Source organism: Rossellomorea aquimaris, from assembly GCF_008180865.1.
GTDB classification, from domain to species: Bacteria; Bacillota; Bacilli; order Bacillales; family Bacillaceae_B; genus Rossellomorea; species Rossellomorea yichunensis.
Window position 1 is genome coordinate 356,391 of the sequence record NZ_VTEX01000005.1, and the last position, 13,030, is coordinate 369,420.

The following is a 13,030-nucleotide window of genomic DNA, read 5'->3' on the forward strand; positions in this document are numbered from 1 at the left end:
AAAAAACCGGCTCCCTTAAGAACCGGTTTTTCCATATTAATTTTCTGCTACCTGTTCCTCCAGCGTTTTTTCATACGCTTGTTGGAACTTTTGTACATCTCCTGCTCCCATGAAAATAAGCACGCTGTTGTCGTGTTTTAATAGGGCAGTCGTATCTTGTTCGTCTATAATTTCGCATCCTTCGATCTTGCTTCCAAGATCGTTGATCGAAAGTTTCCCATGATTTTCCCTTGCGGAACCGAATATTTCACATAAATACACCTTGTCAGCAAGACTCAAGCTTTCGGCAAACTCAGAAAGGAAGGTTTGCGTACGTGTGAAAGTGTGAGGCTGGAAGACAGCGATAATTTCTTTTTCAGGATATTTCTGTCTTGCCGAATCTACGGTTGCTTTAATTTCAGTCGGATGATGAGCGTAGTCATCGATCAGGACCTGGTTGCCCACTTCTTTTTCAGAGAAACGGCGTTTAACCCCTTTGAATGAGCTTAATCTTTCCTGGACGATAGCTGTATCAAGCTCTTCGTAATGACAGATGGCAATGACGGATAAAGCATTCATGATGTTATGGTCACCGAATGTCGGGATTTTGAATGCCGCATAAAATTCATTACGGACAAACACATCGAATGAAGTGCCGGATCTGTCCCTTGATACGTTTCTCGCCTGGAAGTCATTCTCCTCAGCGAAGCCATAAAATACGACTGGCACTTGAGCCTGGATTTTCTGTAACTGTTCGTCATCTCCACAAGCGATGATTCCCTTTTTCACTTGCATCGCCATCTCCTGGAAGGCCGAGAAAACGTCATCCACATTGGCAAAATAATCGGGATGATCGAAGTCAATATTTGTCATGATGGCGTAGTCAGGAAAATAAGACAGGAAGTGGCGGCGATATTCGCACGCTTCAAAGACAAAGTATTGAGCATCCACTTCCCCTTTCCCCGTTCCATCCCCGATCAGGAAGGATGTTGGCTTAGCACCACTGATGACATGTGCCAACAATCCGGTTGTAGACGTTTTTCCGTGTGCTCCGGTTACCGCTACACTTGTAAATTTCTGCATGAAGTCTCCAAGAAATTTATGATATCTAGTGAGGGGTAGACCTTGCTCTACAGCTGCCTGAATTTCTTCATGTGTATCAGGAAATGCATTTCCTGCGATCACATGCATATCCCCTCCAATGTTTTCTTTTTGGAAAGGGAGAATTTTAATATTTGATTCATCCAGAGCTTTCTGAGTAAAGAAATATTTATCTACATCAGATCCTTGGACCTCGTAGCCCATATCGTGGAGTATTTGGGCTAATGCACTCATGCCCGACCCCTTAATTCCTACGAAATGATATATAGTCATAATAGAACCTCCAACAATCGTCTATCTAAAAGCATTATATGAAATGAATATTATTTTGCTATCGGTCTTAAGCTTTTGATAATTAGTATAGAAAAAAGCGAACTTTCTTCAACTTGAAACATTATATCATTTTTTAAAATCCCTGACCATGCACAAGCTACGAAAGACTGCGGATAATGAAGTTTGGTGCTTCTTCTTTTAAATAAGTTCTCCATAATACACCAGTTTTTTGATTCATTTGACCATAATGATTTTTCACGTCTGATAAAACCCCCTCTGATTTGACTGGGAAAACGGGACCTAAGATCCACTGATGAGTTACTAACGGGACTTTCCTCACGAAATAGACCCCGCCCTCACGAATTCCCTTTTTCTTGCAATCAAGGTTTGTTTTAACAGAAACTTCTTCATCCTGAATGACATTCTGACATGTAAATGCAACTTCTTCGTTCAGAGTATCGATTTTTCTAATGATGATGGGTTCCCAAGCTGCAGTCAGCACGATGGCACCGAGCAGTTTGACTGATTCATGCAGAAAATGGGACTGAAGAAATTGAAAGAACAGGGTTTGACCTTTAATGGTCTTATAATCAAACAAAAACCATTCCTGAAACAGCTGTTCGACTTCCTCATCCATTTGGATGTCATCTTGTGTAAGGAAACGCTTTGAGAAAATCATCTTGGCCCGTACCTTTTCTCTGATGTTCGTTTCCTTCAAAGCGTACTCATACGCTTTTCTATAGAGGTCTTTTATATGGTCCTCTGCCATTCTCTGCTTTTTTTGTCTATATTTCTCTAGATTTAAAAGGCTATCTGGTTCTTGCATCCTCTCACCTATTCGAATTCAACTTTTTCCAGACGGGGGTTTGGACGGAGTTTTCTTCCTGCCTTTGCTTCAGGGGAACCGTCAATCACGACATTATCTCCCGTAAACCCGACATGGATTTTCAGAAGACTGCTTCCCACTCCATACATATCGACTGGAACTTTATTTTCCTCAAACTGACGAATGCGATCCTCATTAAATCCACCTGACACGACAATCTTGACGTGGTGGAATCCTTCTTCATCCAAGGCATGTCTTAATGCGTTAATCAGCTGCATGTTTACTCCCCGCGGATCAAATGTTCCAAGCACATGTTGATTACGGAGGAAATACTTATCGATCATCATTCTTGATGTATCTACCCTTACCCCTTTTAATTCAGGGCCAAACTCCCGTGCTACCTTTAATGAGTCTGTAATGGCATCATTATTGTAGTCTACAAGGGCAATGAGCTCGTCCTCAGGAAATGTTTCCTGATAAGCTTTGGTGGCTTCTACGATATCCCCATTGAATAATTGGATCAGGGCGTGGGGCATGGTCCCCATCCCTTTCTTTCCCCACCATTCGTTCATGGCATGGGTAGCCTGAGCTGTTGATCCACCGATAAATGCTGCATATCCATCCCCGGCCTGCTGAGTAAAGTGATCATCCCGATCCCCCATGAAGATGACAGGTTTTTGTTTCCCTGAAATAGAGGCAGCTTTCATTACGTTGTAAACACTCGTCGCCACCGATGTTCTTCTTGCCAGGATACCATCAATGATTCCTTCTAAATAGCCAAAGTCCTGATAACGGCCCTTGATGGTCAGAACGGTTTCAAATGGTGAGATTTGATCTCCATCTTTTAAGGAATGGATTTCAAGATTTTCAGGGTTATCAGCGAAACTATGCAGAAGTGCAATCACTTCATCCGTTCCACAAATAACGGCATGATTCTTTTGAAAGAATTGCATGGTGACAACGGCATCCGGTTTATACTTTTTGGCAATTTCCTTCGTTTTCAAGAAATAAACCGCTGAAAACCAGCCATCCTTGATTCTTTCGTCAAATTTAAATGTATGATTGGTCAATCTGTTGAGTTTTCCTTGAAGTTTCAATTCTATTTCTTTCATCACTAAAGCTCCTTATGGCTCTTCCTACACAAAAATAGGTATTCTGTTTACTGAATCCGAAAAGGACACATACAAACAGAATACCATGTATTAAATGATTCTACTAGTCTATGCCAGAGTCTCCAATTCACTTTCGGAAATCAGGACATCCCTTGGTTTACTGCCTCTGGACTCTGAAATAATTCCATTACTCTCCATCATTTCCATCAATCTTGCCGCACGGTTATAACCGATTCTGAATCTGCGCTGCAAGCCCGATGCAGAGGCACCCCCCTGGTCGACGACAAACTCACAGGCTTCTAAAAATAATTCATCTTCTTCTTCGGTAACCTGTGCTTTCTTGATCAATTCATCCTGTTGGAAGAGATAATCCGGTTCTCTTTGCTCTCTTACATGATTGATGATGTCATCAATTTCGTCATCTGACACGAAGGTTCCCTGCAGGCGGACCGGCTTCGATGAACCATTTTCCAGAAAGAGCATATCTCCCTTCCCAAGAAGCCTTTCAGCCCCGCTTCCATCGATGATCGTTCTTGAATCGACGCTTGATGATACGGAAAACGCCACTCGTGTCGGTACATTCGCTTTGATCAAGCCTGTAATGACATCGACTGAAGGACGTTGGGTCGCAATGATTAAATGAATCCCACATGCACGTGCCTTCTGGGCGATCCGGCATATCGCTTCTTCAACATCTGCAGGCGACATCATCATCAGGTCAGCTAACTCATCAATGACGATGACTAAATACGGCAGCATATCACTGTATTGTTTATTCCGCTTAGCCAGTTCATTGAAGCGTTTAATATCCCTTACACCTGTATGAGCGAATAACTCGTATCTTCTTTCCATTTCTTCAACAGCCCATTTTAGAGCTGCAGTAGCTGCCTTCACATCAGTTATGACCGGACTGACGAGATGTGGGATCCGGTTATAGGGAGCAAGCTCTACCATCTTCGGATCAATGAGAAGCATCTTCAATTCATCCGGTGATGCTTTGTACAAGAGACTCACGAGTATCGAGTTGATACATACACTTTTACCCGATCCGGTAGCACCGGCGATGAGTCCATGTGGCATTTTGCTTAAATCAGTCACGATCGGCTGTCCGGAAATATCGAGACCAAGAGCGGCGGTCAGAGGGGAAGACGGCTCTTGAAACTCAGGACTTGCGATCACTTCACTAATGCAGACAGGACGGCTCTCCCGGTTAGGCACTTCAATACCAATCGTATGCTTACCGGGAATAGGGGCTTCCATTCGGATATCCCTTGCAGCCAGGCTCAGCTTAATATCATCTGATAGATTGGTAATTTTATTCACCTTCACGCCAGGTTCAGGCTGAACCTCGAACCTCGTGACTGATGGGCCTTGTGTGACATTCACCACTTTTGCCCTCACGTTAAAGTTATGAAGGGTTTCGTCCAGTAATATTCTTTGTGAATCGAGCCACTCTTCGCTCATTTCCTTTGATACGGGAGGCATCAGATAATCCATTTCAGGAAAGACATAGTCTCTTGTCCTTTTAGAAGATGAGCTTAACTCGCTATAACTCTTTACCGCCTCTTCTCCCTGAACAGAACTTTGTTGAGATGCTTTCTGTTCAGGATGATGTATGGATGCCGATTCTCCCACTTTTTCCTGCTTTACTTCCTGGACAGGTTGTTCCCTCTTCTCCGGTTCTGCTTCAGTCTTATTTAATGTTTTGCTCTCACTTTCCTTGCGGATGGGAGTCGATTCATTACGTGCTGATCGGTTTCGCGTATCTAACTGTCGCTTATCCTGTTTCAGCATCAATACGTTAAAAGGAAGATGAGACCTCTTACGTCTCTGCGGTTCTTTCTCCCTCGGTGCTTGTTGGGAACGTGCAGGTTCTGATACTTCCTCTACTCGTTTCTCCTCAATCGTAGATCCACTTTGTGCAACTGGTTCTTGAACCGGTTTTTCTTGAACAGGATGAACGGGTTCCTGGACATCTTCTTCATTTCCTTCATCTTCACGTGCAGCATGGACAGGTTGCTGTGGTGGATCTTCCTGCACAGAGTCATTAAGCTCTTTCTCTTTATGTGATGAATACTCCAACTCCTGGGTTGGTTGTTCCATTTCAGAGATAAGTGAAACACGTTCATTTGGTTTCTGGGAAACTTCTTCAGTAAGCTCCACTTTTTGATCAGAATTTTTAACTGGAATTGGTTCATTGTTATCTTCAGCTTCAACCAATAGAGTATCTTCAACCTTCGATTCATCACGTTGTTCTTCCGGGAAGTTCATCATCATCGCAACAGGTTCATCGTTTATAGGTTTTTCGGATTCAGCTGGTTCAACTTCGACAATGGATTCTGATTCTTGTTCCACGGGAATTGAATTCTCTACTACAGATAGAGTCTCATGATCAATCACAGCCTCTTTGTTCTCTTCTTCATTATGTAAAAATTTCTTAAGCTCGAACTCTACCTGGTTTTCCTTTTTTACCGGTCGTCCTCTAAAACCATAAATGGGTGAAGGGATTTCTGTAGGGGTGAACGGCCTGCTGTTTCCCTTTTCCACTTTAGGAGATTTCTTCGGTTGGACTTTAGCCGATGGTTTTTCTTCTTTCCACTTTCTATTTTTAGAAGCGTGGTCCTGACTCTTTTCCTTTTGTTCCTTAGGCGGCTCTTCCTTCACCTGGCTTCTTCGATTTCTATTCGTTCGTGGACGCTCTATATTTTCTCCATCCGATATGAGGGGAAAGCGAAAAGTCCCTTTAGGATATTGATACGTCATCCTTGCTTCTACATCACGTGAATGGTTGGGCCCTACTATATTTTTACGTTCAGTCTTTTTACGTTCAACATGCTGAACTTCATCATTGTTTTCATCATAAAACTCTTCAAATTGATCATCATTATCTGATAATTTACCAAACATTTTTTTAATCCAGCTCACAAACATCACTCTTTCTTTCATACTTATTTATATTTTATCAGTTAAAGAGAAAAATTCGAGTCATTTCGATAGAATAAGAGAATTGTTAAAGAATTGTGTCGAAACAAACATAGGTGTAAAGAGATTGTAATACGAAAAGCGGAGGCGGCTTGGTCAGAGGCGACAAGCATAAGACGAGCATACCGGAAAGGCGCTCTTTGCCTTTTTGGTATGCTTGGCTTATGACCTCGAGCCTCTAGCCGCCGGAGCTAGACAATACCAAAAGCGGAGGCGGCTCGACAAGCCCCGACAAGCACATATTAAAAACAAAAATACCTGAGCCCATACTCCGGACCCAGGTATATATTTTTAAGCTGTGAATGGTTGACCAACTTGGTAAGTATCTTCAAGAACGAGGATCCCTTTTTCTTGGGGGGCATCTGGAAGTGCCAGTTCTTTGGCAGAACAAATCATGCCTGATGATGCCACTCCGCGAAGTTCTGCATCCTTAATGACCATTCCGCTTGGCATGACAGCGCCAACTTTCGCAACAACGACTTTTTGTCCTTTGTCAACGTTAGGAGCACCACACACGATCTGTAAGGTTTCATCCCCAACATCCACTGTACAGATGTTCAATTTATCCGCATTTGGATGCTTCTCTTTTTCAGACACATACCCTACCACGAATTTTGGTGAAAAGTCTGCTTCCAATACTTCATCAAAACCGTTCTTCTTGATGGCTTCATTGATCAATTGGAGCTTCTCTTCATTCATTTCGACAGGTCCCACTTCACTTAAATCCATATACTTTGATGCATGGAATAGGTTATACCCAAGTGTTTTCCCTGTTTTCTCATCAAACAAACGTGCAGCATCTTCTTTTCTTTCATGTAAAACTTCTCCCCCAAACCCTGGATCCATTGTAACGATCAGGGTATCACCAATACCTTCTAAGTTATAAAATACATTCATTATTTCTTCTCCCTTTCCTTTTTACGATTTTTTGCCAGAATGAAGATCGGCTCCAGTTCTCCTTCTTCGTACACAAAGGACAGTGCCGTAATCGGAACATTTCCTGTCGTAAAGAAGCTCATCGTCAGTTGAGCAAGAACATCATAGCCCGTTTCATTGCGAATATCCCCGATGACCAAAACATCCTGATGAGGTACGGATACAGTCATTTCACCTTGAACATCCTTGCTTACCTGCTTTAAGAAAGCATCATTCAAAATACGACTTGCATCATATCCATCATTATTATTTAGAAAATAGAAGATGTTTCCTGCAACTTCATCTTTCTTCATTTCAGTTGGTAAGCTTCTGACATTGAATAAGGCGGTCTCCTTCATTTGCTCGTGAGACCATCCTTCAGCCTTTAGCATATTTTCATCTAATAGGCGGTAGGTTTTCCCCAGGTCAACAGCATAATAGATACGTGTTTCAGCTGTATGATCATCTGTAACGAGGGCAACCCCTTCATTGGATTCTGTGGCAAAAGAAGTGGAACGGATCACTGGAAACACTTTTTTCTCTTTATTCCCAAGGTCTGCCCCAGTACCCATTACGTTTAAAGCTTCTTCCACGTAATACACCACTTCATCGATAATGGATTTATTGTTTTCTTTCCATTTGGATACAATCGGTGGCAGGGCGACGTTGATGCCCTTTTTCGTATCAGTGTTCTCAATTCTAAGTGAATCCTTATCTCGATCATATGAAAACGTACGATTCGGTTTCTCTAATCGTTCCTGGAGTATACCTTTTAGCTTTTTTATGTCCAAATCTGATCCTCCTTTGGTGGTACTATTATAATAGAAAGTATCGATCCATTGCTGATGCATTCACTTATAACATTTTACATCAAAATGCTTAGAATACAAAAGGAACCTGTTTCATTTCAGGCAAAAAGAAAAGGGATCCCAAAATAAGGTGATCCCTTTTCATCCTATTATGAAGATAATGTGTTCATGAAGTTCTCGATTTGTTCTTTTGTTTTACGGTCCTTATTAACAAATCGTCCAAGTTCACGGCCGTCTCCGTATGCCAGAAAGCTTGGAATTCCGAAGATATCCAATTCAATACACAGATCAATGAATTGATCTCGATCTACGTATAGGAATGTGTACTCTGAGTATTGGCTCTCGATTTCCGGGAGGATCGGCTCGATGATCCTGCAATCCGGACACCAGTCCGCTGAAAACATAAATACATGCTTGCCGCTTTCTTTCAACTGGTGAAACTCTTCCACTGATTCAAGTTTACGCATTTTATTTGCCCCCTGTTTCAATCGTCATTTGATTAGGTTTGATCCAACCTAGTTTACGCATATATTCAGATATTAACAGGCTTATGATTGCAGGTCCAACAAAATGCAACAGAAGGATTCTCAATGTTACATCCCAGGTGAATCCCATCGTTTTAAATGTCATGATTTGACCGACGAATCCACTTGTTCCCATTCCGGCTCCGGCAGCATTGTTTTCCATCAACCATATCGTGGTACCGATGGGTGCCAGTATCATGCCGGCAATTGTGGGAGGAATGAGAATGCGGGGATTTCGGACGATATTAGGCACTTGAAGCATGGAAGTACCTATTCCCTGAGCCAATAATCCACCCACCTTATTCTCCCGGTAACTGATGACAGCAAATCCTACCATTTGAGCAGCACATCCAATCGTTGCGGCTCCCGCAGCGACTCCATTCAATTCAAGCATAAGGGCGATGGCCGCACTCGAAATCGGTGCTGTCAAAGCAAGACCCATGAGGGCAGCAACCAGAATCCCCATAGTAATAGGACGTTGCTCAGTCGCCCAGCTGATCCAGCTGCCAAACATGCTCATAAAGTCGGCAATTCCCGGTCCGATGAAGTAAGCTATCGTAAACCCTGAAAAGATGGTGATGAATGGAGTGACAATGATATCGACTTTCGTAGTTTTACTGACTAACTTACCTATTTCCGTTGATATGACAGCTGCTACATAAGCTCCCGCCGGTCCACCTAAGCTTGCGCCTGCTGCTCCCGTAACAACCGCAGCAAACAAGACAAGCGGTGGTGCCCCAAGACCAAAGGCGATGGCTACCCCGATCGCAGGACCCATCAAGCTGATCGCCAGACCACCCATCTCAATGAAAAATTCACTCAAACCAGGGGAAATTGGAAGCTGTTCCCCGATCGTCTTAATGATTAATCCTATGATCAATGAACTGAACAACCCTAACGCCATATAACTTAACGCATCTATGAAATACACCTTTGCAGATAATGTAATGCCTTTACCCTTTAAGAACTCTCTCACTTGATTTCTCTCCTCTTTGTTAACCTTCTTCCTTTTACTAGTGTAAAGACACTTGTTTGTTTTGTCTATATATTTTACCTTCACCCGGCAATCAATTTCCTTCTATTTTCCTTTTATTAAGTCGTACCTATACACATAAAATAATGTGGTTATCTTAAAGTAGAAAGAAGTAGTTGATTTCCGCTACAGGATGCTCGCTTTCCGCGGGGCTGGCGGTGAGCCTCCGGGGTCTCACCTGTCCAGCTATTCCCGCAGGAGTCGAGCATCCTTCCGCTCCAATCAACTTTCGGAGCATGTTTCTATAAAAATAAAGAAATACAAAAACTTTTAGCAAGCAACTCTTTTAAGGTGATTTGCTTTTAATTTTGACACCTTGTAGCTCTGTCACCAAAAATCTCTTAAAGATGGTGAGGGGAACTGCGTAGACTCCTGCGGAAGTACGGGCGTGCCGAGACCCCGTTCGGCTAAGCTGAGGAGGCTCGGCCGAGCGTCCACGGAAAGCGGAGCGGTTCCCCTCACCATCAAGCGCATACTGATTGAAAGAGTCCTGGCAGATCCTAAGTGATTGAACAACAATCTTTGAAAAAGAGCTTAAAAAAACCGATTTTCCGCCTAAGCAGAAAATCGGTCTTAACGTTATGATTTATGTTTAACTGAAGCTGCCATTTTCATCATCATCTCTGCATGATCTGCCAGATCATCTAATTCCGCTTGTGTCGTTACCTTTGTTCCACCCACTCCAACAATAAGTTCGTATTCTTCTGTATCGGGCAGTTTCTTAATGACATAGTATCCTAAGCGATTGTCCTCTTTAAAAGTCCCATGTTTCAAGAGATTTTCATTGTCACTAATGGCCATTTTATATAGAAGTTCACTATCCTTATTTTCTTGAGGGTTTGTGAAAAGTATAAAAGTATCAGAGCTTTTTGAAATAATGATATTATTGGGCGATTCTTTTTCTATTTTGGCTCCAAATGGAAGATAAAAGTTAATGTTTCCAGCCTCTTCTTTTGCTGCTTCATTTGAACTTAATGTGTTCTCCACCACTTTGGCTGTCTCTTCTTTTTCTTGATCAATCGTCGTGTTGCATCCGGCTAAAATAAGCACAAGAATAAAGAAAATGACTGTCTGTTTGATTTTCATCCTATACTTATCCTCCCTTTCATGCTTAGGACCTACGCTTATGATACCCTCACAAAGTCCCATTGACAACCCTTCCAATAAGAAATCCTGCCTTTTTAATGGAAAAACAGGTTATTTTTAACTTACATCGGGTATTTATGATAAAATGACTAAAAACAGGAAGGTGAAATACATGGAATTCACAGTGTATCTGGCAGGGGAAATACATAGTTCTTGGAGAAACGAGCTTAAAGAGAAAGCAGAAGAGCTTCGTCTCCCTCTATCTTTCGTCGGTCCGATGGAAAATCACGAACGTTCCGATGCAATCGGGGAAGAAATTCTTGGTGAACAACCCAATAAAATACTTCGAGATGAGGCAGCTTCGAGTATTAACAATCTTCGAACAGAGTTACTGATGAAAAAGGCCGATGTGGTGATTGCCCTGTTTGGAGAAAAATATAAACAGTGGAATACTGCTATGGATGCGAGCACCGCCATCACACTTGGAAAGCCACTGATTCTTATTCGTCCTGAAGAACTTCACCATCCCTTAAAAGAACTTTCAAACAAGTCAAATGTCACCGTGACAAACATAGATCAGGCAATCAAGGCGTTATCATACGTTTTTGAAACAGAATAAAATCATGAAAATACGCATGCCGTCCTATTTTGACGGCATGCGTATCTTTTTATGTTCATTACAAAACCCCCGGAACTTTTTTACTATTTCAAAATAACTTAATATTGGCAATCTAAAGACATTTTATGTTATTATTAACAATTTATAAACTTTTTTTGACTTTAGGAAAATATTAAAATATTATAGTAAAAGAATAAGGGAGGTAGTAACATGTCATCAATGAATAAACAGAAAATTGTGGATAGTGTCCCTCAAAAAGGTTTCTTTGGACATCCGAAGGGATTATTCACTTTATTCTTCACAGAATTTTGGGAGCGCTTTTCCTATTACGGAATGCGTGCCATCCTCGTATTCTACATGTACTATGAGGTTTCAAAAGGTGGACTGGGCCTAGAGCAAAACACAGCTTTAGCAATCATGTCGATTTATGGTTCACTTGTATATATGTCCGGGGTAATCGGAGGCTGGTTGGCAGATAGAATATTCGGAACTTCGAAAGCCGTCTTCTACGGTGGAATATTCATCATGTTTGGTCATATTGCTTTATCATTTCCAGGAAGCTTAGCCATGTTCTTTGTTTCGATGGTATTGATCGTAGTCGGAACAGGTTTATTAAAGCCGAATGTTTCAACTGTTGTCGGTGAAATGTACAGCGAAAGTGACACTCGCCGCGATGCAGCTTTCAGTATTTTCTATATGGGTATCAACCTGGGTGCATTCATCGCTCCACTGATTGTAGGTAAACTTATGGAAACAAAAGGGTTCCATTGGGGATTTGCGGTTGCAGCCATCGGAATGTTCTTAGGTCTTGTCGTATTCATGGCAACAAAGAAAAAGAATCTTGGCCTTGCCGGTACCTATGTTCCAAACCCGCTTGCACCAGCTGAGAAGAAGAAATATGGTTTAATTGCAGGATTAGTTGTTGTTGGTCTTGCCATCATTTTAGGTATTACAATTCCTGCAGGATTATTTACATTAAACGTATTCATTAATTTGGTAGGTATCTTCGGTATCGTCGTTCCAACTATTTACTTTATCGTGATGTACTATAGTCCGAAAACAACACAAACTGAACGCTCAAGAGTCATCGCTTATATTCCATTATTTATCGCAGCGGTTATGTTCTGGGCGATTCAAGAACAGGGATCAACCATCCTTGCAGTATACGCAGATAAGCGAACTGAGCTTGAATTCATGGGAATCAGCATATCTCCAGCCTGGTTCCAATCGTTAAACCCGTTGTTCATCATTCTATTAGCTCCAGTATTTGCGTGGATGTGGGTGAAACTTGGTGATCGTCAACCATCGATTCCGAAGAAGTTTTCATTCGGTCTATTGTTTGCCGGTTTATCATTCTTAGTGATTCTATTACCTGCATATTTCGGAGGGGAAGATTCACTAGTAAGTCCTTTATGGCTGGTGCTTAGCTATTTGATTGTTGTACTTGGTGAGCTATGCTTGTCACCAGTCGGTCTTTCTGCCACAACCAAATTAGCTCCAGAAGCCTTCTCTGCTCAAACGATGAGTCTTTGGTTCTTAGCTTCAGCTGCTGCACAGGCGTTGAATGCACAACTTGTCCGTTTCTACACACCAGAAACAGAAACGCTGTACTTCGGGGCAATCGGAGGTATGGCAATCATATTGAGTATTGCTCTATTCCTGCTTTCACCTAAGATTCAGGAATATATGAAAGGTGTAAAATAATTGATAAAACCCCCTGAATGGTTTCAGGGGGTTTTATTTACCTTTAAGGATTTTACTTCCTCAATGT

11 protein-coding genes are annotated in these 13,030 nt (G+C 41.9%); 2 read left to right on the plus strand and 9 right to left on the minus strand.

Going from position 1 to position 13,030, the window contains the following annotated elements; all coding sequences use genetic code 11:
* Window positions 1-36 precede the first annotated feature (36 nt).
* The 9 genes from murC to FZC88_RS19660 all read right to left on the minus strand — a co-directional run bounded on the left by murC (window position 37) and on the right by FZC88_RS19660 (window position 10,640).
* Window positions 37-1,353 (minus strand): UDP-N-acetylmuramate--L-alanine ligase, encoded by a 1,317-nt coding sequence (gene murC, locus FZC88_RS19620; RefSeq protein ID WP_148970970.1) that lies wholly within the window; start codon window positions 1,351-1,353, stop codon window positions 37-39.
* A gap of 157 nt (window positions 1,354-1,510) precedes the next feature.
* Entirely contained in the window at window positions 1,511-2,179 is a 669-nt protein-coding gene (locus FZC88_RS19625; protein WP_148996139.1) for a hypothetical protein, read from the minus strand.
* A gap of 8 nt (window positions 2,180-2,187) precedes the next feature.
* On the minus strand, window positions 2,188-3,291 hold the full coding sequence (locus FZC88_RS19630) for a nicotinate phosphoribosyltransferase (protein WP_148970972.1): 1,104 nt from the start codon (window positions 3,289-3,291) through the stop codon (window positions 2,188-2,190).
* Between the two features lie 108 nt (window positions 3,292-3,399).
* Entirely contained in the window at window positions 3,400-6,216 is a 2,817-nt protein-coding gene (locus FZC88_RS19635) for a DNA translocase FtsK (RefSeq protein WP_262371982.1), read from the minus strand.
* A gap of 348 nt (window positions 6,217-6,564) precedes the next feature.
* Window positions 6,565-7,170 (minus strand): YtpR family tRNA-binding protein, encoded by a 606-nt coding sequence (gene ytpR, locus FZC88_RS19640; protein WP_148970973.1) that lies wholly within the window; start codon window positions 7,168-7,170, stop codon window positions 6,565-6,567.
* On the minus strand, window positions 7,170-7,979 hold the full coding sequence (locus FZC88_RS19645) for a DUF1444 domain-containing protein (RefSeq protein WP_148996140.1): 810 nt from the start codon (window positions 7,977-7,979) through the stop codon (window positions 7,170-7,172). Before FZC88_RS19645 ends, ytpR begins: the two co-directional genes overlap by 1 nt.
* A gap of 167 nt (window positions 7,980-8,146) precedes the next feature.
* Window positions 8,147-8,464, minus strand: coding sequence for a thioredoxin family protein (locus FZC88_RS19650; RefSeq protein ID WP_148970975.1), 318 nt, complete (start codon window positions 8,462-8,464; stop codon window positions 8,147-8,149).
* A gap of 1 nt (window position 8,465) precedes the next feature.
* Window positions 8,466-9,497, minus strand: a complete 1,032-nt coding sequence (locus tag FZC88_RS19655; RefSeq protein WP_148996141.1) for a PTS sugar transporter subunit IIC — start codon at window positions 9,495-9,497, stop codon at window positions 8,466-8,468.
* Window positions 9,498-10,133: 636 nt separating this feature from the next.
* Complete coding sequence (locus tag FZC88_RS19660) at window positions 10,134-10,640, minus strand: hypothetical protein (protein ID WP_148970977.1); 507 nt, start codon at window positions 10,638-10,640, stop codon at window positions 10,134-10,136.
* Between the two features lie 172 nt (window positions 10,641-10,812).
* On the opposite strand from FZC88_RS19660, the gene FZC88_RS19665 reads away from it, so the two are divergent.
* Together FZC88_RS19665 and FZC88_RS19670 are read left to right on the plus strand one after the other, a co-directional pair.
* A complete protein-coding gene (locus FZC88_RS19665; RefSeq protein ID WP_148970978.1) occupies window positions 10,813-11,259 on the plus strand; it encodes a YtoQ family protein in 447 nt (148 codons plus the stop codon).
* 210 nt (window positions 11,260-11,469) lie between these two features.
* Window positions 11,470-12,963 (plus strand): peptide MFS transporter, encoded by a 1,494-nt coding sequence (locus FZC88_RS19670; RefSeq protein ID WP_148996142.1) that lies wholly within the window; start codon window positions 11,470-11,472, stop codon window positions 12,961-12,963.
* Window positions 12,964-13,030 lie beyond the last annotated feature (67 nt).

Bases quoted from the DNA above. Each gene is read 5' to 3' on its own strand.
- ytpR (WP_148970973.1), bottom strand. From the start codon at position 7,170: ATGAATGTATTTTATAACTTAGAAGGTATTGGTGATACCCTGATCGTT.
- FZC88_RS19630 (WP_148970972.1), bottom strand. From the start codon at position 3,291: ATGAAAGAAATAGAATTGAAACTTCAAGGAAAACTCAACAGATTGACC.
- FZC88_RS19665 (WP_148970978.1), top strand. From the start codon at position 10,813: ATGGAATTCACAGTGTATCTGGCAGGGGAAATACATAGTTCTTGGAGA.
- FZC88_RS19625 (WP_148996139.1), bottom strand. From the start codon at position 2,179: ATGCAAGAACCAGATAGCCTTTTAAATCTAGAGAAATATAGACAAAAA.
- FZC88_RS19650 (WP_148970975.1), bottom strand. From the start codon at position 8,464: ATGCGTAAACTTGAATCAGTGGAAGAGTTTCACCAGTTGAAAGAAAGC.
- FZC88_RS19660 (WP_148970977.1), bottom strand. From the start codon at position 10,640: ATGAAAATCAAACAGACAGTCATTTTCTTTATTCTTGTGCTTATTTTA.
- murC (WP_148970970.1), bottom strand. From the start codon at position 1,353: ATGACTATATATCATTTCGTAGGAATTAAGGGGTCGGGCATGAGTGCA.
- FZC88_RS19670 (WP_148996142.1), top strand. From the start codon at position 11,470: ATGTCATCAATGAATAAACAGAAAATTGTGGATAGTGTCCCTCAAAAA.